The sequence below is a fragment of the Nocardia sp. CA-084685 genome (genome assembly GCF_050955785.1).
In the GTDB taxonomy this organism is placed as follows: Bacteria; Actinomycetota; Actinomycetes; order Mycobacteriales; family Mycobacteriaceae; genus Nocardia.
Map to the genome: position 1 here is coordinate 549,461 of NZ_CP192094.1, position 19,297 is coordinate 568,757.

Annotated in this window: 18 protein-coding genes; 7 read left to right on the forward strand and 11 right to left on the reverse strand. The window is 64.6% G+C overall.

All coding sequences use genetic code 11. The annotated features are described in order from the left end of the window. Positions 1 to 87: 87 nt before the first annotated feature. Positions 88 to 693, forward strand: a complete 606-nt coding sequence (locus ACQP2U_RS02440) for a TetR/AcrR family transcriptional regulator (RefSeq protein ID WP_433713184.1) — start codon at positions 88 to 90, stop codon at positions 691 to 693. Positions 694 to 823: 130 nt separating this feature from the next. Then, on the forward strand, positions 824 to 1,975 hold the full coding sequence (locus tag ACQP2U_RS02445) for an acetyl-CoA C-acetyltransferase (protein ID WP_433716342.1): 1,152 nt from the start codon (positions 824 to 826) through the stop codon (positions 1,973 to 1,975). A gap of 541 nt (positions 1,976 to 2,516) precedes the next feature. Here the strand turns inward: ACQP2U_RS02445 and ACQP2U_RS02450 are convergent. The 4 genes from ACQP2U_RS02450 to ACQP2U_RS02465 are packed head-to-tail and all read right to left on the reverse strand — an operon-like array spanning position 2,517 to position 5,990. Then, positions 2,517 to 3,581, reverse strand: a complete 1,065-nt coding sequence (locus tag ACQP2U_RS02450) for a nitronate monooxygenase (protein WP_433713185.1) — start codon at positions 3,579 to 3,581, stop codon at positions 2,517 to 2,519. After that, the gene (locus ACQP2U_RS02455; protein WP_433713186.1) at positions 3,578 to 4,336 is read right to left on the reverse strand and encodes a CoA-transferase subunit beta; all 759 of its coding nucleotides are present in this window, start codon (positions 4,334 to 4,336) and stop codon (positions 3,578 to 3,580) included. Before ACQP2U_RS02455 ends, ACQP2U_RS02450 begins: the two co-directional genes overlap by 4 nt. Then, positions 4,333 to 5,217, reverse strand: coding sequence for a CoA transferase subunit A (locus tag ACQP2U_RS02460; RefSeq protein ID WP_433713187.1), 885 nt, complete (start codon positions 5,215 to 5,217; stop codon positions 4,333 to 4,335). Before ACQP2U_RS02460 ends, ACQP2U_RS02455 begins: the two co-directional genes overlap by 4 nt. Then, the gene (locus ACQP2U_RS02465) at positions 5,217 to 5,990 is read right to left on the reverse strand and encodes an enoyl-CoA hydratase family protein (protein ID WP_433713188.1); all 774 of its coding nucleotides are present in this window, start codon (positions 5,988 to 5,990) and stop codon (positions 5,217 to 5,219) included. The genes ACQP2U_RS02460 and ACQP2U_RS02465 overlap by 1 nt, the downstream gene beginning before the upstream one ends. Positions 5,991 to 6,171: 181 nt before the next feature. Here ACQP2U_RS02465 and ACQP2U_RS02470 point away from each other — a divergent pair, with 181 nt between their 5' ends. The 4 genes from ACQP2U_RS02470 (at position 6,172) to ACQP2U_RS02485 (ending at position 10,941) form a co-directional block, all read left to right on the forward strand. After that, the gene (locus ACQP2U_RS02470; protein WP_433713189.1) at positions 6,172 to 6,951 is read left to right on the forward strand and encodes an SDR family oxidoreductase; all 780 of its coding nucleotides are present in this window, start codon (positions 6,172 to 6,174) and stop codon (positions 6,949 to 6,951) included. A 269-nt stretch (positions 6,952 to 7,220) separates the two neighbouring features. Next, on the forward strand, positions 7,221 to 8,132 hold the full coding sequence (locus ACQP2U_RS02475; protein ID WP_397030558.1) for an SDR family oxidoreductase: 912 nt from the start codon (positions 7,221 to 7,223) through the stop codon (positions 8,130 to 8,132). A 1,277-nt stretch (positions 8,133 to 9,409) separates the two neighbouring features. Continuing rightward, positions 9,410 to 9,934, forward strand: a complete 525-nt coding sequence (locus tag ACQP2U_RS02480) for an ImmA/IrrE family metallo-endopeptidase (protein WP_433716343.1) — start codon at positions 9,410 to 9,412, stop codon at positions 9,932 to 9,934. Continuing rightward, positions 9,931 to 10,941 carry a hypothetical protein gene (locus ACQP2U_RS02485; RefSeq protein WP_433713190.1) on the forward strand — a complete coding sequence of 337 codons (1,011 nt, stop codon included), beginning with the start codon at positions 9,931 to 9,933 and terminating at the stop codon, positions 10,939 to 10,941. The genes ACQP2U_RS02480 and ACQP2U_RS02485 overlap by 4 nt, the downstream gene beginning before the upstream one ends. A gap of 301 nt (positions 10,942 to 11,242) precedes the next feature. On the opposite strand, the gene ACQP2U_RS02490 is transcribed toward ACQP2U_RS02485, so the two are convergent. Beyond that, positions 11,243 to 11,659: a helix-turn-helix domain-containing protein gene (locus ACQP2U_RS02490; RefSeq protein ID WP_011207048.1), complete on the reverse strand. Its 417-nt coding sequence runs from the start codon at positions 11,657 to 11,659 to the stop codon at positions 11,243 to 11,245. Positions 11,660 to 12,020: 361 nt separating this feature from the next. Next, entirely contained in the window at positions 12,021 to 13,184 is a 1,164-nt protein-coding gene (locus ACQP2U_RS02495) for a steroid 3-ketoacyl-CoA thiolase (protein WP_433713191.1), read from the reverse strand. A gap of 98 nt (positions 13,185 to 13,282) precedes the next feature. Here ACQP2U_RS02495 and ACQP2U_RS02500 point away from each other — a divergent pair, with 98 nt between their 5' ends. Beyond that, positions 13,283 to 14,590, forward strand: a complete 1,308-nt coding sequence (locus tag ACQP2U_RS02500; protein WP_397030551.1) for a cytochrome P450 — start codon at positions 13,283 to 13,285, stop codon at positions 14,588 to 14,590. 135 nt (positions 14,591 to 14,725) lie between these two features. Here ACQP2U_RS02500 and ACQP2U_RS02505 read toward each other — a convergent pair whose 3' ends face one another. Genes ACQP2U_RS02505 through ACQP2U_RS02525 form a run of 5 tightly spaced genes read right to left on the reverse strand, consistent with a single transcriptional unit; the run spans position 14,726 to position 19,267 of the window. Beyond that, positions 14,726 to 15,142 (reverse strand): nuclear transport factor 2 family protein, encoded by a 417-nt coding sequence (locus ACQP2U_RS02505; protein WP_433713193.1) that lies wholly within the window; start codon positions 15,140 to 15,142, stop codon positions 14,726 to 14,728. Beyond that, on the reverse strand, positions 15,139 to 16,029 hold the full coding sequence (locus tag ACQP2U_RS02510) for a TIGR03619 family F420-dependent LLM class oxidoreductase (protein WP_433716344.1): 891 nt from the start codon (positions 16,027 to 16,029) through the stop codon (positions 15,139 to 15,141). The genes ACQP2U_RS02505 and ACQP2U_RS02510 overlap by 4 nt, the downstream gene beginning before the upstream one ends. An 8-nt stretch (positions 16,030 to 16,037) precedes the next feature. Continuing rightward, the gene (locus ACQP2U_RS02515; RefSeq protein WP_433713194.1) at positions 16,038 to 17,207 is read right to left on the reverse strand and encodes a thiolase domain-containing protein; all 1,170 of its coding nucleotides are present in this window, start codon (positions 17,205 to 17,207) and stop codon (positions 16,038 to 16,040) included. Further along, positions 17,204 to 18,280 carry a thiolase domain-containing protein gene (locus tag ACQP2U_RS02520; RefSeq protein ID WP_433716346.1) on the reverse strand — a complete coding sequence of 359 codons (1,077 nt, stop codon included), beginning with the start codon at positions 18,278 to 18,280 and terminating at the stop codon, positions 17,204 to 17,206. The genes ACQP2U_RS02515 and ACQP2U_RS02520 overlap by 4 nt, the downstream gene beginning before the upstream one ends. A 24-nt stretch (positions 18,281 to 18,304) precedes the next feature. Then, on the reverse strand, positions 18,305 to 19,267 hold the full coding sequence (locus tag ACQP2U_RS02525) for a Zn-ribbon domain-containing OB-fold protein (protein ID WP_433713195.1): 963 nt from the start codon (positions 19,265 to 19,267) through the stop codon (positions 18,305 to 18,307). Positions 19,268 to 19,297 lie beyond the last annotated feature (30 nt).

The window sequence follows — 19,297 nt, forward strand, 5'->3', positions numbered from 1 at the left end:
CACCAATGTCCGCGGTCGCCGCGGCAATCGAGTCTGGCGTCTGACCCCGGGGAGGCGGGCTAGACCAAGCAAATGCTTGGTTGTATTATGAGCCGTGTGACCGCACCAGACGCCTCGAAATCAGCACGGCGCAATGAATTGCTCGCACTGGCGGCCCAACTGTTCGCCGAGCGTGGCCTGCGTGCGACCACCGTGCGTGATATCGCCGATGCGGCCGGGATTCTATCGGGGAGCCTGTATCACCACTTCGATTCCAAGGAGTCGATGGTCGACGAGATTCTGCGTGGCTTCCTCGATGACCTGTTCGGGCGGTATCGGGAGATCGTGGCCGCCGGGCTCAGCTCGCGAGATACCCTGGAAGCCTTGGTGATCGCCTCCTACGAATCCTTCGACCGCTCGCACGCCGCGGTGGCGATCTACCAGGCCGAGGCCAAGCGCCTGCGTGATTCGGAGCGGTTCACCTATATCGCGGACTACAACCGCGAATTCCGCGAGCTGTGGCACCAGGTATTGACCAATGGTGTCGAGGACGGCAGCTTCCGGCCGGAACTCGACGTCGAATTGGCCTACCGATTTCTCCGGGACACCGTCTGGGTTGCGGTGCGGTGGTACGAGCCCGGCGGCTCGATCACCGTCGAGAACCTCGCCAAGCAGTACCTGACCATCGTGCTGGACGGCCTCACCGTGCCGTAGTCGATCTCGGCGGTCGCGGACCCTCTGTGGGTTACGCGAGCTACCGCCTCCGGGCCCGTCGCTGCCGCCGGGCAACACCAAGTAGGAGTTCTCCATGTCAGCACCATCCGCTCGCCGCCCATACGCCCCGATGCGGGATGCCTATGTGATCGACGCGGTGCGCACCCCGGTCGGCAAGCGCAATGGCGCACTGGCCGCGGTGCATCCGGCCGATCTCGGCGCGGCCGCATTGCGTGGGCTGCTGGATCGCAACCCCGTTGATCCGGCGGTGGTCGACGATGTGATCGTCGGCTGCGTCGACAATATCGGTCCGCAGGCGGGCAATATCGGTCGCACCATGTGGCTTGCCGCCGGCTATTCGGAGGAAGTTCCGGGTGTCACGGTCGATCGGCAGTGCGGATCTTCCCAACAGGCCATCAATTTCGGCGCGCAGGCGATTATGAGCGGAACCGCCGAGGTGATCGTCGCGGGCGGTGTGCAGAACATGAGCGCCATACCGATCTCGGCGGCCATGTTGGCGGGCAAGGAGTATGGCTTCGACTCGCCGTTCGTCGGCGCGCAAGGCTGGGACCATCGCTACGGCACCGGCGAGGTTTCGCAGTTCAACGGCGCGCAGATGATCGCCGACAAGTGGAATATCAGCCGAGAAGAGATGGAGCGCTGGGCATTACGCAGCCACGAGCGTGCCAGGGACGCCATTAAGAACGGCCGTTTCGATCGTGAGATCGTGCCGGTTGGCGAGTTGTGGATCGATCAGTGTCCACGCGAGACCTCGCTCGAGAAGATGGCGTCGCTGCCGGTGCTCGCCGAGGGCGGCACGCTGACGGCCGCGGTCGCCAGCCAGATTTCCGATGGCGCGAGCGCGACCCTGCTCGCCTCGGAATGGGCCGTAGCGGAATACGGGTTGCGTCCGCGCGCCCGCATCCACCACGTGAGCGCCCGCGGCGCCGATCCGATCATGATGCTCACCGGCCCGATTCCGGCCACCAAATGGGCGCTGGAGAAGACCGGTCTCACCATCGACGATATCGATGTCGTCGAGATCAACGAGGCCTTCGCCCCGGTCGTGCTGGCCTGGCTACGGGAGACCGGCGCGGATCCGGAGAAAGTGAACGTCAACGGCGGCGCGATCGCCCTCGGCCACCCGCTCGGCGCCACCGGCGCAAAGCTTTTCGCCACTCTGCTGAACGAGCTGGAACGCCGCAACGGCCGCTACGGCCTGCTCACCATCTGTGAAGGCGGCGGCACCGCCAACGCCACCATTATCGAACGCCTCACCTAGCAGCCCCACCGAGGGTTGTCGAATGGCGGCAGTCATCCCCCCGCTACAACAACCATTTGACTGCCCTCGACAGCCATCCGGCACGTCCGGCAGCCTGCTTCACAGCCGAGAGCCGTCAAGCGCAGCTCACCCATTGAAAGTAGTCAAAAGGGCGCTGCACACCCATTCGACTACCCTCGGCACCGATCGGGTGCGCCCCGTGCCCCCGCGTCATCGAGCGGAGTCAACTGGCTGTCCAGCCCCTCGAGGCGAGTCGAATGGTTGCGCGAATTACCGATCGCAATCACCTCTCGACTCGCCTCGTAGCGCTCGAGAACGCAACCACAGCCGGTCGACTGGGCTGGAAGCCTGTTGGCCTGTCGACCTGACGGTAGGAGGTGAGCCGGGTACGGGATACGACGTGCCCAGCACGGCCCGGCAAACCACGGGACCGGCAAACATCCCAGGACAGCGGAACCAAACCATCATCGAGCGGCGGCTCGACCAATCGATCCCAACCGTCATCTGACTACCGTCGCCGGGAATTCGGGGCGCGGTGATGTCAGCTTGCTGTGAGCGCGGCGATGCTGTCGATCCGTGTGACGGCGTCGGCGACGATGCGGTCGATGAGTTCCTTGCAGGTGGGCAGGTCATCGATGATGCCGGTGACCTGACCTGCGGCCAGTACGCCCGCCTGGGTATTGCCCTCGACGAGTCCGGCGCGCAACAGCATCGGGGTATTGGCGGTCATGACGACCTGAGACCAGCTGAGGTCCTTGGCCTTTCGCATGGCGAGCCCGTCGCGGACCATGGTCGACCATTTCATCCCGGTCATACCCTTGAACTTCGCCGCATTCGAGACCGCGGCGGCCAGTCCGCGCCAGCGACCCGAATGTTCCAGGCGATCAACGAGTTCGGTATTCAGCACCCGGTGCGGCATACCGTCGACCTTGAGCGAGACCACAGTGTCCTGCAGTTGCCGCCTCAGATACTCCTGTTTGACCGCATCGGGCACGGTGCTCTCCTTGGTCAACAAGAAGCGTGTCCCCATCGCGACACCCGCCGCGCCATAGGCCAACGCGGCTGCCAGGCCACGTCCGTCGAAGAATCCGCCCGCCGCGACAACCGGAATATCGACCGCATCCAGCACCGACGGCAGCAGCAGTGTGGTCGCCACCGGACCGGTGTGCCCACCGCCCTCACCGCCCTGCACGATCACCGCATCGGCACCCCATGCGGCGACCTTCACCGCATGCTTGGCCGCGCCGATCGACGGAATCACCACTACACCGGCATCTTTCAGCTTGGCGATGAGGTCCTGTTTCGGTGCCAGAGCAAATGATGCGACGGCAACCTTCTCCCGGATCAACAAATCGATCCGGTCCGGTGCATCGGTAGCGTCCGCGCGGATATTCACCCCGAACGGCTTGTCGGTATGCGCCTTGGTCTTCGCGATAGCGGCTTCCAATTCGGCGAAGGTCATGGTGGCCGAGGCCAGAATCCCGAGTCCACCCGCCTCGGCGGTCGCCGACACCAGACTCGGCCCGGCCACCCAGCCCATACCGGTCTGCACGATCGGATGTTCGATGCCGACCAACTCGGTCAGCGGTGTCCGCAGAGTGCTCATGACGGCACCTCCGATTCCCGAACCTTTTTGGGATCGAGCACATCCCGGATCAACCGCAGCTCTTCCGCGGTCGGCAGCCGGGTCTGACCAGCCTGCGCCAGTCCAGCGATCTCGAACGAGGTGTTCTCGGCGACCTCGTCGGCGGCGACGCCTGGATGCAGACTGCGTGCCCGCAAGGTGTGTTCGGGTCCCTCGAAATCGAAGACACCCAGATTGGTGACCACTCGGTGCAGGTGATGGAACCGATACGCCGGATTGGCCGGATCCACCTTGTCGTAGCCGACACCGGAGACGATATCGACCTGATCCACGAACACCCGCCGCGTATGCCGCGAAACCCAATAACTGGTCGGATGGTTGATGGTGTTGCCCGGCGCACCGCGCACACCGAACATCTGCCGGGTCGGCTGCTGCAACGCACCGAATGCCGACAGATTCTGATTGCCGAACCGATCGAGCTGATTGGCGCCCATCACCACGTGGCGCCGTCCCGAGGCCACCACATCGAAGACCTTGCGGAACGGAATCCACCCCTCGATCGGCGCTTTAGCGCCGAACGGGGGAGTGTCGGCGAACAACAGCGCCTCGCCATCGGAGAGCAGCAGATCCGGTTCGGTGGTCAACTTGGCCAGCCGTGCCCCGATGATCGTCATGGGCGACATCGGCGAGGCCATGATTTCCCCTGCGCCGCTGAAGATCTCAGCGCAGGCGATCGCACAGATCTCCGCACGGGTAACAGGTTCGGTGGACGTCACTTCGATGCCTCCTGTGCGAACTCGCGAACGGCGGCCTGGTATTCGTCCTCGGAGACCGCCAAATACTTGTCGACGAACTGCTGCCAGGACTCCGGCGTCTTGGCCGACTCCACATAATGCTTCTGGAACTTCTCGTCGCGGCCGTAGCTATCGGCGGCCAGGGTGAAGTGCGCGCCGCCGGGTGCCTCGACCACCCCGTCGACCAGCAGCCGGTTGAGCAGTAGCGACTGCAGCGGAACGGCTTTCACCAGTTCCTCGGTCTCCACCACCCGCTCCACCGATACGTAGCGACGCTCGGCGGCCAGGCAGTACAAGTCGTCGAAATACGGATCGACACCGGTGTAGCCCGCATTGCCGTGCTTATCACCGATATTCAAATGCACCAGCGCCGCATCGAGATTCAGTGCGGGCATCGCGATCAGCGTTTCGGTTCGTCCGTCGCCGTCCGGATACGGCGATGCGACGGTCTTCAGCTCGCCATCCCAGAAATTCACCACATCGGATCCGAGTCCGGCGCGGATCGGCAGGAACGGCAAGCGCGCCGCAGCCGCCTCCAGCCCGCACTTCAACATGCCCTCGTCCATCTCGCGCGCCGCCAAGGCGCCGGAGGTGCGCGCCTTGGCGAACCACGGATCGTAGAACGGCGGCGAATCCAGCGAGACGAAGCCGTAGTACGCCTTGCGCACCTTGCCCGCCGAACACAGCAGACCGAGATCGGGTCCGCCGTAACTGACCACAGTCAGATCGGTGATATCCGAGCGCAGGATGGCCCGTACCAGTGCCATCGGCTTGCGCCGCGAGCCCCAGCCGCCGATGCCGATGGTCATACCGCTGCGCAGCTCGCCGACGACCTCGTCGAGCGACATTCGCTTGTCCCGCATCAGTTTTCCTTGCTCTCTTCCTTGCGCGCGGCTAGATCGTCGTCGAACCGCGCACGGATCTCATCCGCTACACCGGCCAGATTCAGTTCGAACGTGAAGCCCTGTTCGTAGCGGTAGCTGCGGTGCACGTCCTGCAGATCGATACCGTTGAGCGCCCGTTTGGCCGCCCGGATGACCCGGCCGTCCTTGGACGCGATGTTCTTGGCGACTTCCAGTGCGGCGGCGTCTAGTTCGGCGCGCGGCACCACCTGGTACACCGAGCCGAAGTGCTGCAACTGCTGTGCGGTGATGGTGCTCGCGGTATAGAACAGCGCGCGCATAAGATGCTGCGGCACCAGCCGGGACAGGTGGGTGGCCGCGCCGAGCGCGCCGCGGTCGACCTCGGGCAGTCCGAAAGTCGCGTCATCCGAGGCGATTACGACATCGGCATTGCCGACCAGACCGATGCCGCCGCCGAGGCAGAAGCCCTGCACCGCCGCGATCACCGGCACCGGGCAGTCGTAGACGGCCGCGAATGCCTCGAAACAGCCGTGATTGGCGTCGATCAGCGCCTGATGGCCCGGGGTGCGCTGCATCTCCTTGATATCGACACCGGCATTGAACCCGCGGTTCTCGGCGCGCAACACCACCACCTTGGTTTCCGGATCGCGCCCGGCCGCGCGGATCTCATCCGCCAGCGTGAACCAGCCGTCGGACGGTATGGCGTTGACGGGCGGGTAGTCGACCGTGACCACGGTGATGCCGGTTGATTCGGAGTGACGGTTGATCCCCATCGCATGTCCCATCTTGTGTGCCGAGATGGTCCGAACCTCGGCGCTGATCTTTTCGGGCGATCTGCAAGCAGTCGCTTCTTTTCGGGGCGATCTGCAAGCAGTCGCTGCCGATCGTTCCGAGCGACCCGCGAGCAGTGCCTACGGTGTGGCGAAGCAAGCAGTTGCTTGGTAGGTTAGCACGGTGGCACTCGAAATAGACCTCACCGGCAACGTCGTCCTGGTCACCGGCGGTGTGCGCGGCGTGGGCGCGGGCGTCAGCAGGGCCTTCCTGGCGGCAGGGGCGACCGTTGTGGCGTGCGCGCGGCGACCCGGTGAAGAGTTGGTGGAACACGAGGGGCGTGAGATCGAATACCTGCCCTGCGACGTGCGCGATGCCGATGCCGTACAGGATTTGGTCGATGCGATCGTCGCGAGGCACGGCCGCCTCGATCACCTGGTCAACAATGCGGGCGGCGCCCCGTTCGCGCTCGCCGCCGATGCCAGCAAGAACTTCCACAGCAAGATCGTGGAGCTCAATCTGCTCGCACCCCTGCTGGTCTCGCAGGCCGCCAATGCGGTGATGCAGCGGCAGCCGAGCGGCGGCTCCATTGTGATGGTGTCCAGCGTGAGCGGTCACCGACCATCGCCGGGTACCGCCGCCTACGGCGCGGCGAAGGCGGGCATCGACAGCCTGACCTCCTCCCTCGCGGTCGAATGGGCGCCGAAGGTGCGGGTGAATTCGCTGGTCGTGGGCCCGGTCGTCACCGAACTGAGCGAACTGCACTACGGCGATCGAGACGGTATCGACGCTGTCGGCGCGACCATCCCACTCGGTCGGATGGCCCGCCCCGAGGACATCGGCCGCTGCGCCGCATTCCTGACCTCATCGCTGGCCGCCTATGTCAGCGGCGCGACGCTGCTAGTACACGGCGGGGGTGAGCGTCCTGCATTCCTCGCGGCCTCGAATGCGAACGTCCGCTAGCGACTGCTTGCGGGTCGCTCGAAACAACGCCGCTAGCGACTGCTTGCGGGTCGCTCGAAACAACGCCGCTAGCGACTGCTTGCGGGTCGCTCGAAACAACGCCGCTAGCGACTGCTTGCGGGTCGCTCGAAACAACGCCGCTAGCGACTGCTTGCGGGTCGCTCGAAACAACGCCGCTAGCGACTGCTTGCAGGTCGCTCGAAACAACACTGCCGAGCAGAGCGCTCGGGCCTGAACAATCGAATCCGACGAAGAGGACACAACAGGTTATGGACACCGAGCAGATCTGCGCGGGGCGCATTGTCATCGTCACCGGCGCCGGCCGCGGTATCGGCCGGGCGCACGCGCTCGCCTTCGCCGCTGCCGGAGCCCGGGTGGTCGTCAATGATCTCGGCTCCGCGCTGGACGGCGCGGCGACCAGTGAGACGCCCGCCGAACAGGTCGTGGCCGAAATCAAGGCGCTCGGCGGCGAGGCCATCGCCAATGGTGACGACGTCGCGGACTGGGACGGCGCCCGCAATCTCATCCGCCAGGCCGTAGATACTTTCGGCGGCCTGGATGTGCTGGTCAACAATGCCGGTTTCGTGCGCGACCGCATGCTGGTGAACCTGAGCGAGGACGAATGGGATGCGGTCATCCGGGTCCATCTCAAGGGCCACTTCGCCACCATGCGCCATGCGATCGAGTACTGGCGCGGTGAGTCCAAGGCGGGCCGTCCCGTCGACGCGCGCATCATCAACACCAGTTCCGGCGCGGGTCTGCAGGGCAGTGTCGGCCAGAGCAATTACGGTGCCGCCAAGGCGGGTATCGCGGGCCTGACCCTCACCGCTTCGGCCGAATTCGCGCGCTACGGCGTCACTGTCAATGCCATCGCCCCTTCCGCACGCACGCGCATGACCGAAACCGTCTTCGCCGACACCATGGCCGCTCCGGAGGACGGTTTCGATGCGATGGCTCCCGAGAATGTCTCGCCGATCGTGGTCTGGCTCGGCAGTTCGCAATCCGCGGCCGTCACCGGTCGAATGTTCGAGGTCGAGGGTGGCAAGGTCGCGCTGGCCGACGGCTGGCGCCACGGCACCGCCGTGGACCGTGGCGCTCGCTGGAATCCCGCCGAACTCGGCCCCGTGGTCGCCGATCTGATCGCCAAGTCCGTTCCGCCGGAGGCGGTATACGGCGCCTGAGCGTCGACCGATCTGCCGAACAATCGCGGCAGCGCCGAGCGGCTGTCGTCAAGGCCGCTCGGCGTTTGCTTCTTCCAACGCAGATCGGCACATCCGTACCAATCGTCTCCTGGACGCGGTGCGGCCATGTCGGCGCTTTCCCTGATTCGTGTTCCGGTCGGGGGCGCGCAGGTGTGGTCGCTCGGCGGGTTCGGTGCCGGAGTGTCGGACCGGCAGCCCTTCGCTGCGGGCGTGTTCTATTCGCGTCTGCGCGGCATCGACATACGTACTGGTCTGGCCATTTGCGCAGCGCGTGCCAGGATTAACGCGGAACTCGTTCGGGATTACAGCCGGACTTCCGAAGATATGTTCTGCGTGGGCGGCAGAGAACGGGCGCGTGGCCGGTCGGGCGTGTCGAATGGGGGCGTGGCCCGAGCCACTGCGCGGATTCGGACTGAGGTCTACTATGGGCTCCCGTCCGTCAAAGTCCCGGAACTGAGATGTTGCGACCTGGGCAGGAGATCTGCGCTATTTCGATGAGGGGAAGGCTGGCGCATGGCCGTTGGTCGCACGTCGCGTGTGGTCGCCCTACTCGCGACTGTTGCCGGCTTTGCGCTACTCGCAGGGGCTTCGGCCGAGGCACAGCCCGGGGGTACCTGTCCGCAGTGCACGGACCCGAATAATCCGACGCCGGATTCGAATGGCGATGTCTGGATGCCGCTGGCGATTCCCGGCCAGTTGAATGTGAGGTCATCGGTCGATACCACTGTGGCAGCCGCCGGTCCTGCCGCAGCGGCGGGTTCGGCAGCGGCCGGATCCGCCGCCACCGGTTCCGCCACGGTCGGCGCCACCGGTCTGCTCGGCATACTCCTCGGCGGTGGCTCAATGGGTGTTGGCACCATCATCGGCACCGGTTCCGCAGGCGTCGGCGCGATCATCGGCACCGGCTCGGCCGGTGTCGCCACCATTCTCGGAACCGGTTCCGCCGCAGTCGGACCCGCGGCCGCCGGCATGGGTTCTGCCGCTCTCGGCACGGGCTCTGCTGTGCTCGGAACTGGTTCTGTTGGGGTCGGTTCCGCCGGTGTTGGTGCGGGTTCGGCATTGGCGGGTACGGGTTCTGCCGCTCTCGGCACGGGCTCTGCTGTGCTCGGAACTGGTTCTGTTGGGGTCGGTTCCGCCGATGTTGGTGCGGGTTCGGCATTGGCGGGTACGGGTTCTGCCGCTCTCGGCACGGGCTCTGCTGTGCTCGGAACTGGTTCTGCTGGAGTCGGTTCCGCCGGTGTCGGTGCGGGTTCGGCATTGGCGGGTACGGGTTCTGCCGGACACAAAGCGGACTCCGGGCCTATCGCCGGGTCGCGGCGGCGGTCGACGCGGTATGCGCCGTCGCGGCGGATTCCGATGCGACCACCCTGGAGGAGGTCGTCGCCTCCGTTGCCAGCGAGCGGCGCCGCGAGATCGAAATCGCCAGTGCCGACCTGGCTCCCGGTGTCTGCGGTCAGCGCCGTTTCTATCCGGATCGCGATGTCATCGTGCTCGCTACCGCACTGCCGAGCCGTGACCACACGCTCGCACACGAATTGGGCCATATCATTTTCGATCACGAGGGTGCGCCCGCGCCGGAGGTGACACTGGAAGCCAGTGACGATCTCATCGCCTACATGCTCAGTCAGCGCGCGCATCTGCAGATCGTCGACGACGGCGCCGACGAACTCGCCGAATGGGAGGCCGAAACCTTCGCCGCCATGTTGATGACGCGACTGCGGGTATTCAACAGCCGAGGCGCAGGCGTCTCGGTCCTTCGATTCGATGAGGCGCTGGGATGACCCTCTGGTTGACCGCCATGCTGGTGTGGGTTGCTGCCGGTGCTCGTGTGGGGCGCGTGCTGGTGAAGCCAGCGACGACCGCCCGGGTCGCCATCGTCCTCGTGGTCGCGGCGGTGGCGGTCGCGGCCACCATCGCTGTTCCCGAAATCGAACTGGCGCTGGACAACCTGCTACCGCGCGGCCTGCATTCGGGCATGCTTTCCGACGGCGTGGTCACCTCGGCCTGGCTCCTCTTTTCGATCGCGACTTCGGTGGTCGCCTCGGCGGCATGGCCGGTGGTCTCGCGTACCAACCTGCGCCAGATCGCCTTCGTCATCTATGGCCTCGGTGTGCTCGCGATGGCGGGGAATCTGTTCTGGTCCACGACCTTCGGTTGGATAATCGTCGCGCTCGGCTGTGTGTTCGTCGTCATCACCGGTGTGCGCAATCTGGACTGGACCACCCTCGGTCGCGGTATCGCCATCTACACCGCGGGCACCGCGGTCATCGCGGTGCTGTCCGTGCTGCAGGTCCGTCGGGCCTGCACCGATGCGTCGCCCACGAAGGCCGGTGAGCCGGACTGGGGCTGGCCGATCTGGGAGGCGGCCGCACTGCTCATCGCCTTCGGCGCCGTCTGGATCGTGGTGGAGTTGTGGGTGCGCGCGCGAATCCTGTTGCGGCAGATCAAGAAGCTGCACCACATCATGGTCGGCCGGTTTCCGGAGGTGGTCGCTCACGAACAGACGGGCACCTCGACGCAGCTCGAGGCATCCGACCAGGTCGCGCAGATCATGGACGCGCTGTATCTGCAATCCGGCGGCGGCGTCGAATTGGTCGCCGCGGGTCCGCCACCGCCACTGGTATCGGCGCGTGCGGACCGCGTTGCGCAATGGGTGCGAAACCCTTTGGGCGATGTCGTAGTAGACGCGCGATGGATTGCTCCACCCGAGGGGATTAGCCCCCGAGGTTGGGTTCAGGCAATCGCGCGTGCCTGCGAAGCGGGCGTCGGTGCCGCTGCCCGAAATTGATCGTGTGCAATCAAAACCGATCAGTCCGAAGCATTCTGAAGGACTCGGTCCTGGTATTCAATATGGTTGACATAGCAAGGAATCCGGGTGGGCTGATGGCCATGCCGGATTCCACGTGTCTACCGACGTATCCGCACAACTGATTCGTTGCATACCGGTCACTTCGGGCGCGCTTTTATCGCACCATGCGCTCGTTGCCAAGCCCACAATTCATGGGTGGTGCAAGTCGAGAAGCAGCAATACCCCATGACGAAGTACGGTGCGACCCTGTGGGCCGCACCGTACTGCACTGCAGGAGAACCTATTCGGTACCGTCCGGAGGAATTTCGGGCAGACCTTCACTTGCCCGCAATTTCTCCGCCATGGACGTGAGAAGGTTCTGCGATTCTTCGGACAGATCGAACGCCCTACTCGACAACCGTCGCAGTCCGTAGCCCTGCAGCTGGGACAGCAACTCCAGATCGTGATCGATCTTGGCGGCATAGATGTCGTTGAAGAAGTAGTCCGGTTTGACCTTGAAGAACTTGGCCAGTGCAGCCACCGTTTCGTCCGACGGGTTGGTCCGCTGTCCCGACCTCAACTGCGAGAGGTACGGTTTCGAGATCGGATGCCCGGAGGCCGTCAGCGCAGCCGCAACCTCCGCGTTGGTGTGCGGCTTGCGCCCCGGGGGATGCACGGTTTCGAACAGCTTGTTCAGCCGCGCCGCGAAATCAGCCATTGTGAGCCGCCCAATTCCCTTCGCTGTACTAACAGTCGTTATCTCGGATACGTATCATTGATATTAGCGGCTCAGTAACTGAAAACCTACGCCTGATTCAGGATTTCCTTGAAGCTTCTAGGTACCGCTCCGGCGAAGTGACTGCGACCGTTGCGTTTGCGGGTCACGCCAACGGCTCTTGAGAACACGTGGTGTGCACCGGTTCTGGCCCGTCGCAGCGGTCTTCCCCGACAGGTCTATGATAGCGAAAAGATAGCTGATGAGTCATCTAGGCGGCTGGGCTGGCCTTTGTGTGGCGTACGACACGTTTTGGCCTCATTGAGATGAACGTTCAACTTTGGAGCACAATTGGTTGAATCCGCTACAACCGCTCGATGATGGTGCCGGTCGCCAATGCGCCACCCGCGCACATGAGCACCATCGCGGTGCTGCCGCCGGAGCGCTCGAGTTCGTGCAAAGCCGTTGTGATGAGCCGAGATCCGGTTGAGCCGACCGGATGTCCGAGTGCAATGGCACCGCCGTTTACATTTACCCGGTCCATGTCTGGTTTGTGTACAGAAGCCCATGAAAGGGCAACTGCCGCAAAGGCTTCATTGATCTCGAAAAGGTCGATGTCGCCGATATTCATTCCGGAGCGTTCGAGCAGTCGAGTGCACGCCTGCACCGGACCGTCCAGATGGAATTCCGGTTCCGCGCCGACGAGCACCTGGGTGAGGATCCGGGCGCGCGGGCGCAAACCCGCTCGCTGCGCGGCCTTTTCGTCCATCAGCAGTACGGCGGCCGCGCCGTCGGAGATCTGCGAGGAGGTGCCCGCCGTGTGGACTCCACCCTCCAATACCGGCTTCAGCTTGGCCAGACCTTCGCGCGAGGTATCGCGCAGGCCCTGATCCCTTGTCACGTCCAGCTTTTCGCCGGTGAGCTTGCCTTCCTTGTCGACGGCGGGTGCGGTGACGGTGAGCACCTCGCGGTCGAAGCGCCCCTCGGCCCAGGCCTGCGCGGCCAGCCGCTGCGAGCGGACGCCGAGTTCATCGAGATCGTCACGAGTCAAGCCGCGCCGCTTGGCAATACGCTCGGCCGCCTCGAATTGATTCGGCAGATCGATATTCCAGGTAGCCGGGCGGCGCGGGCCCGCGTTCTCGCCGACGTTGGCGCCCAACGGAACTCGGCTCATCGCCTCTACACCGCAGGCCATACCGATATCGATGGCGCCGGTCGCGATCAGTCCGGCGATCAGATGATTGGCCTGCTGTGCCGATCCGCACTGGGCGTCGATGGTGGTGGCGCCGACCTGCCACGGAAGTCCGGCATGCAGCCAGGCGACGCGGGTGACGTTATTGGACTGTTCACCGGCCTGGGTGACGCAGCCGCCGATCACCTGCTCGACCGACGCGGGGTCCAGGTGCGCCTTCTCGAGCAGTCCGCGCTGAGCGAGGCCGAGCAGTTCAGCGGCGTGCAGCCCGGCGAGCCAGCCGCCGCGCTTGCCGATGGGGGTGCGAGCGGCCTCGACGATGACGGGTGTGCCCATGTCCAACCTTTCTTTGGGGACAGAAACTGAAACGTGTGTTTACGTGCGATACGGCGGAGTCTGTCCTGTTCTTCCCTCATTATGCCGCCTATGCTTCAATGATTGTAGAACGTGTTTCAGTTTGTCGAAGGAGACATCTGGTGGTAGACCAGCGCAATGCCCGGCCGAACCTGCCGGATGGGTTCGATGTCACGGACCCGGACATTTATGCCGAGCGTGTTCCGGTCGAGGAATACGCCGAACTGCGCCGTACCGCGCCGATTTGGTGGAATCCGCAGCCACCGGAAATCGGCGGCTTCCACGATGAGGGCTTCTGGGTGGTGAGTAAGCATGCCGACGTCAAGGAGGTCTCGCGCCGCAGCGATGTGTTCTCCACCTTCGAGAACACCGCGATCCCGCGCTTCAACGACGACATCACCCGCGAGCAGATCGAACTGCAGCGCTTCGTCCTGTTGAACATGGACGCGCCCCAACACACCAAACTGCGCAAGATCATCTCGCGCGGTTTCACCCCGCGCGTAATCAACGGCCTGAAGGCCGAACTCAAGACCAGGGCCGAGGCCATCGTGAAGGAAGCGGTGGACAACGGCACCGGCGATTTCGTCACCCAGGTCGCCTCCGAGCTGCCGCTGCAGGCGATCGCCGAGCTGATCGGCATCCCGCAGGAGGACCGCAGGAAGGTCTTCACCTGGTCCAACGATATGACCGGCTACGACGATCCGGAGAGCACGGCCGATCCGGTCGCCGCATCCGCCGAGGTACTCGGCTACGCCTACCAGATGGCCGCGGCGCGTAAGGAATGCCCGGCCGACGATATCGTGACCAAGCTGATCGAGGCCGATGTCGACGGTGATGAGCTGACTCCGGAGGAGTTCGGCTTCTTCGTGATCATGCTGGCCGTCGCGGGCAATGAGACGACCCGCAATGCGATCACCCACGGTATGGTGGCCTTCCTGGAGCATCCGGACCAGTGGGAGCTGTTCAAGACGGAGCGTCCGGCCACCGCCGCCGACGAGATCATCCGCTGGGCCACCCCGGTCACCTCGTTCCAGCGCACCGCACTGGAGGACACCGAACTCGGCGGCGTGCAGATCAAGAAGGGGCAGCGGGTGGTCATGCTCTACCGCTCGGCCAACTTCGACGAGGATGTCTTCGAGAACCCGGAGAAGTTCGACATCATGCGAAAGGACAACCAGCACTTGTCCTTCGGTGGTACCGGCGCGCACTTCTGCATCGGCGCGAATCTGGCGCGCATGGAGGTCGATCTGATCTTCAACGCCATTGCCGATGCCATGCCCGATATCACCAAGCTCGGTGATCCCAAGCGGCTGCGCTCCGGCTGGCTCAACGGCGTCAAGGAATTCCAGGTCGACTACAAGGCCTCGGGCTGCCCGGTCGCGCACTGAATCGCCGGGGATCCAGGCTTGTGTCGGCCGCCTGGATCCCCGGCCTTCGGTGACAGACAACGGCCCCCGCGCCGGTTTGCCCAATGCCGGTGCGGGGGCCATTGTTGTGCTGCCCCGAGGGGAGAGGCAGCGCGCTCAGGTAATCGGTTTGGCGGTCGCCATGGCCCGGTCGACCTCCCAGAAGGCCCGCAGCGCGGCGATTTTGCCCGATTCGTCGACCTTGTAGGTGAATACGCCCTCGGCATCGATTTGGTGTCCGCCCATCTTGGTGCGGATCAGGCCGGTGAAGGCGATTTCGTTACCGCAGGCGAAGGAGTCCTCGAACAGGAACTCGATCGAGTCGGTCTTCGCGATTGCCATATCCCAGAAGGCCGCGATGGCCTCCTTACCGCGGTGGCCCTTGCCCTCTGGATCGAAACCCGAGGGGCCGATGGGATCTTCGACGATGCCGTCGGTTGCGAACAGATCGACCCAGGCCTGCTTGTCCCTGGCGCGCACCGCCGCCTGCGAGGCGAGTCCGGCGGCTCGTGCTGGATGTTCGGAATTACTCATGCGCGTGCCTTCGCGACGATGGGTTCCTCGATATTCTTCGCGGCGAAGCGGCGCAGTGACTCCTGTTTGGCCGCCAGCTCACCGTCGAAGCCGATGCCGTCGGCCAGCCACGGGACCACGATCGCATCGGTCACTCCGGCATCGGCCAGATCCTGATATCCGGAGCGCCCGAACTTGTCGATGCACACCGCCTGAATCTCGAAAGGTTGACTCTCCCGCCCGAATTCGGCCCGCAGAGTATCGAGCTTGTCGATGGTGGCGCACAATTCTTCGTAGGTCATCATCGCCGAGGTCCAGCCGTCACCGACCTTGGCCGCCCGCCGTAGTGCGGGCGCGGTGTGGCCGCCGATGTAGAACGGCACCGGCTCGCTCGGCGCAGGGCTCATCTGCAGCGGCTCGAAATCGAAGAACTTCCCGTGGTACTCGACCATGCCGCCGCCGAGTACCAGCTTGATGACCTCGATCATCTCGTCGACCCGTGCCCCACGAGCGACATAGGGCACGCCGCACCACTCGAATTCTTCAGGTGCCCAACCGATTCCGACGCCGAACCCGAATCGGTTACCGGAGAGGTTGGCGACCGAGCCCACCTGGCGGGCGAGCAGCAGTGGATTGCGCGAACCGAGCTTGAGCACGTTTGTGTAGAAGCGAATGCGGCTGGTCACGGCCGCCATGGCGGTCGCACCGATGAGCGGGTCGACCCATGGCGTCTCCGGACCCCAGAAGCGGCTGCCGTCGGCGGTGTAGGGATACTTCGCCGAGGCCGACTGCATATAGAACAGCGAATCCGGGAGGGCTATCGACGAAAAGCCGCACTCCTCAGCGGTTTTCGCCAATTCCGGTAGCTGCTCCAGCGGACTCAGCGCAATGCCGACGGTGAACTTCAACGGGTTCATCAGCTGGGCTGCTCCGAGCCGACCACCCACATCGAGAAGTACTGCGACCCACCGCCATACGCATGTCCGAGCGCCTTCTTGGCATTCGCGACCTGGTAGTCCCCGGCCCGGTCCATGACCTGCTTGGCGGCCTCGGCGAATCGGATGAGCCCGGAGGCGCCGATCGGATTCGAGGAGAGCACGCCGCCGGACGGATTGACCGGCAGGGTGCCGCCGATCTCGGTCTCACCCTTGTCGGTGAGCTTCCAACCGTCGCCCTGCGGAACGAAGCCCAGGTTCTCCAACCACATCGGCTCGAACCAGGAGAACGGCACGTAGATCTCGGCGACGTCGATTTCGTTGAGCGGGTCGGTAATTCCGGCGGACTGCCACAGTGCGGCCGCTGCGTCCTGTCCGGCCTGTGGATTGACCTGATCGCGTCCGGCGAAGGTGGTCGGCTCGGTGCGCATGGCGGTGCCGTGCACCCATGCGACCTTCTTACCGGTGGCCTCGACGGCCTTCGCGGCATCCTCGTCACCGATCACCAGGGCGCACGCACCGTCCGAGGACGGGCATGTCTCGTCGAATCGGATGGGATCCCACAGCATTTGGGAGGAAAGCACCTTCTCCAGCGTGATATCGGGCTGGTGCAGATGCGCCAGCGGATTCTTCGCGCCGTTGCGGCGATCCTTCACCGCCACCATCGCGCCGATATGGCTCGGCGCATTCGATCGACGGATGTAGGAACGCACGTGCGGGGCGAAGTAGCCGCCCGCACCCGCGCCGACGGGCATGGTGAAGGGCACGGGAACCGACAGCGCCCACATGGCATTCGATTCCGACTGCTTCTCCCAGGCAATGGCCAGTACGCGCTTGTGCACCCCCGCCTGCACCAGATTGGCGGCGACGATACCGGTGGAGCCGCCGACGGATCCGGCGGTGTGTACGCGCAGCAGCGGTTTTCCGGTGGCGCCCAACGCATCCGCCAGATACAACTCGGGCATCATGACGCCCTCGAAGAAGTCCGGCGCCTTACCGACCACCACCGCATCGATATCGGCGATAGTGAGTCCGGCATCGACGAGTGCACGATCGATTGCCTCGCGGCACATGCCCGCCATGGACACATCGGTTCGTTTCGTCACGTGATGGGTTTGTCCGGTGCCGAGCACCGCAGCGGGGAAACTCATCGGCTCGCCTCCGAATCCAAAACGGCTACCAAGTTCTGTTGCAGGGCGGGACCACTGCTGGCATGGGCCAACGCGCGATTCGCGGTACCCGCGATAATCGCTTCGGCCGCGAAGCCGATGCGCTCCAGACCCGCCGCGAACATCGGATTGCCTGCCAGTGCGCCGCCTGAGGGATTCACTGTGGTCTCGGGTCGCAGCCCGATGGCCTCGGCGAGGATCAGCTGCTGATGGCTGAACTGCGCATGCAGTTCAGCGATATCGAATCCGCTGGTATCGCCACCGGTGACCGACTGTGCCGCAGCGGAAGTCGACGGGGATACGGTCAGATCGCGAGCGCCGAGGTTGGGGGTGTCCACCCGATGCGCCATGCCGGTGATCCAGGCGGGGCGCTCGCACAGTTCGCGTGCCCGGTCGCCGACCGCGAGCACAATGGCGGCCGCGCCGTCGGTGACCGGTGCGACATCGTGCGCGCGCAGTGGATCGGCGACATACGGTGCGGCCAGCAGACTTTCGATATCACCGGAATCACCGGCCGCCACCGCCGCCATATCGCGCTCGGTCCAGCGTCCGGCATCCAGTCCGGCCTGCGCCTGCAGACCCGCGATGGACCACGCATCGGGCCACAGCGGAGTGACAAGATACGGATCGAGTTGCATGGTGAGAACCTGGCGCAGCGTACCGGCCGACGACTTGCCGAAGCCGTACACCAGCGCCGTCTGCGCTTGGCCGGAGCGGAGTTTCACGAAGGCCTCATAGAGCGCCCACGCGGCGTCCATTTCCACATGCGATTCGTTGATCGGCGGCACCGCGCCGATGGCATCGACCGCCGAAATGAACGAGAAGGCCCGGCCCGCCAGGTAATCCGAAGAACCGGAGCACCAGAAGTCGATATCGGACTTGGTAATGCCGAGTCGGGCGTAGAGCTGCTGGAAACAGGGCACCAGCATCTCGACGCCATTGGTGGTGCCGAAGGTCTCCGGCACATGCGGTGCGTGGGCGAAGCCCACAACCGCGATGTCGTTAGGGGGACGGTAGCCGTCGGAGCGTGCGGAGACGGCGGGGTCGGTAGGCAGAGCGTTGTTCGTCAACGTGGCCTCTCAGAGGTGGTGCTTGTAGGTCTCGTAGTCGGCATCCGGCTCGCCGGTGGGTCGGAAGTGGTCCACATTGCTGAGCCCGAAACCCCACTCCTCGCGCGGTTTCCACACCGCCTCCACCCGCATGCCCATCCGCACCTCGCTCGCGTCACAGCCGAGCACCAGGTGCAGCACCGGGATATCGGCCCCGTCGAGCAGCACATATGCCGCCACGTACGGTGGCTTGATCCGCTGGCCCATGAACGGCACATTCACAATGCAGAAGGTGGTCACGATGCCGCGGTCGGGCAGTTCGACGACTTCGTCGGTCGGGCGGCCGTCGGTCGGATTGGCCCCGCGGGGCGGGAAGTACACCTTGCCCGCGGCGTCCGTGCGTCCGCCGAGCAGCTTGCCCTCGGCCAGACCGCGCAGGTAGATGGTCTCCTGCGGCGATGCGCTGTGCATGTAGTGCAGGTCGACGGGGGTGATGAGCACTTCGATCGGCTCGCCGTCCGCGCTGGATTGTGTCGGTGCGTTGGAAATTTCGCCCGGTTCGAAGCAGGCGATGTCCTTGATGCTGCCGATGGTTTCGTCGGCCCAGCGTGCCACCACGCGCAGTCCGGTGTGGATGTCCTCGGGTGTGGAAACATCGACGGCGTGCAGCAGCGTGGTGTCCGCGCCGTCGAGCTTGATCAGTGCCCAGGCGAACGGGCGGTCGAACGGCTGACCGGGCAGCGGATCGCGCACGAAGGTCCACGACTGAACGGTGCCGGTATCGGCCACATCGACGAATTCGGTCAGCGGCGCGGAGGTGACCGGATCGTATTCGGGCGGCGGCACCAGTACCCGCCCGTCCGAGCCGCGCACACCGACGATCCGGCGGGTGCGCAACGCGGCAAGGAAGGTGCCGATGGTCGGTCCGACCGATCGCGTGTAGTCGAATTGCACCCGCAGGGGTGCGCTGAGTACATCAGGTCCGGTGTTCAAATCCGACCCTCTCTCATCCGTAACAGTGCC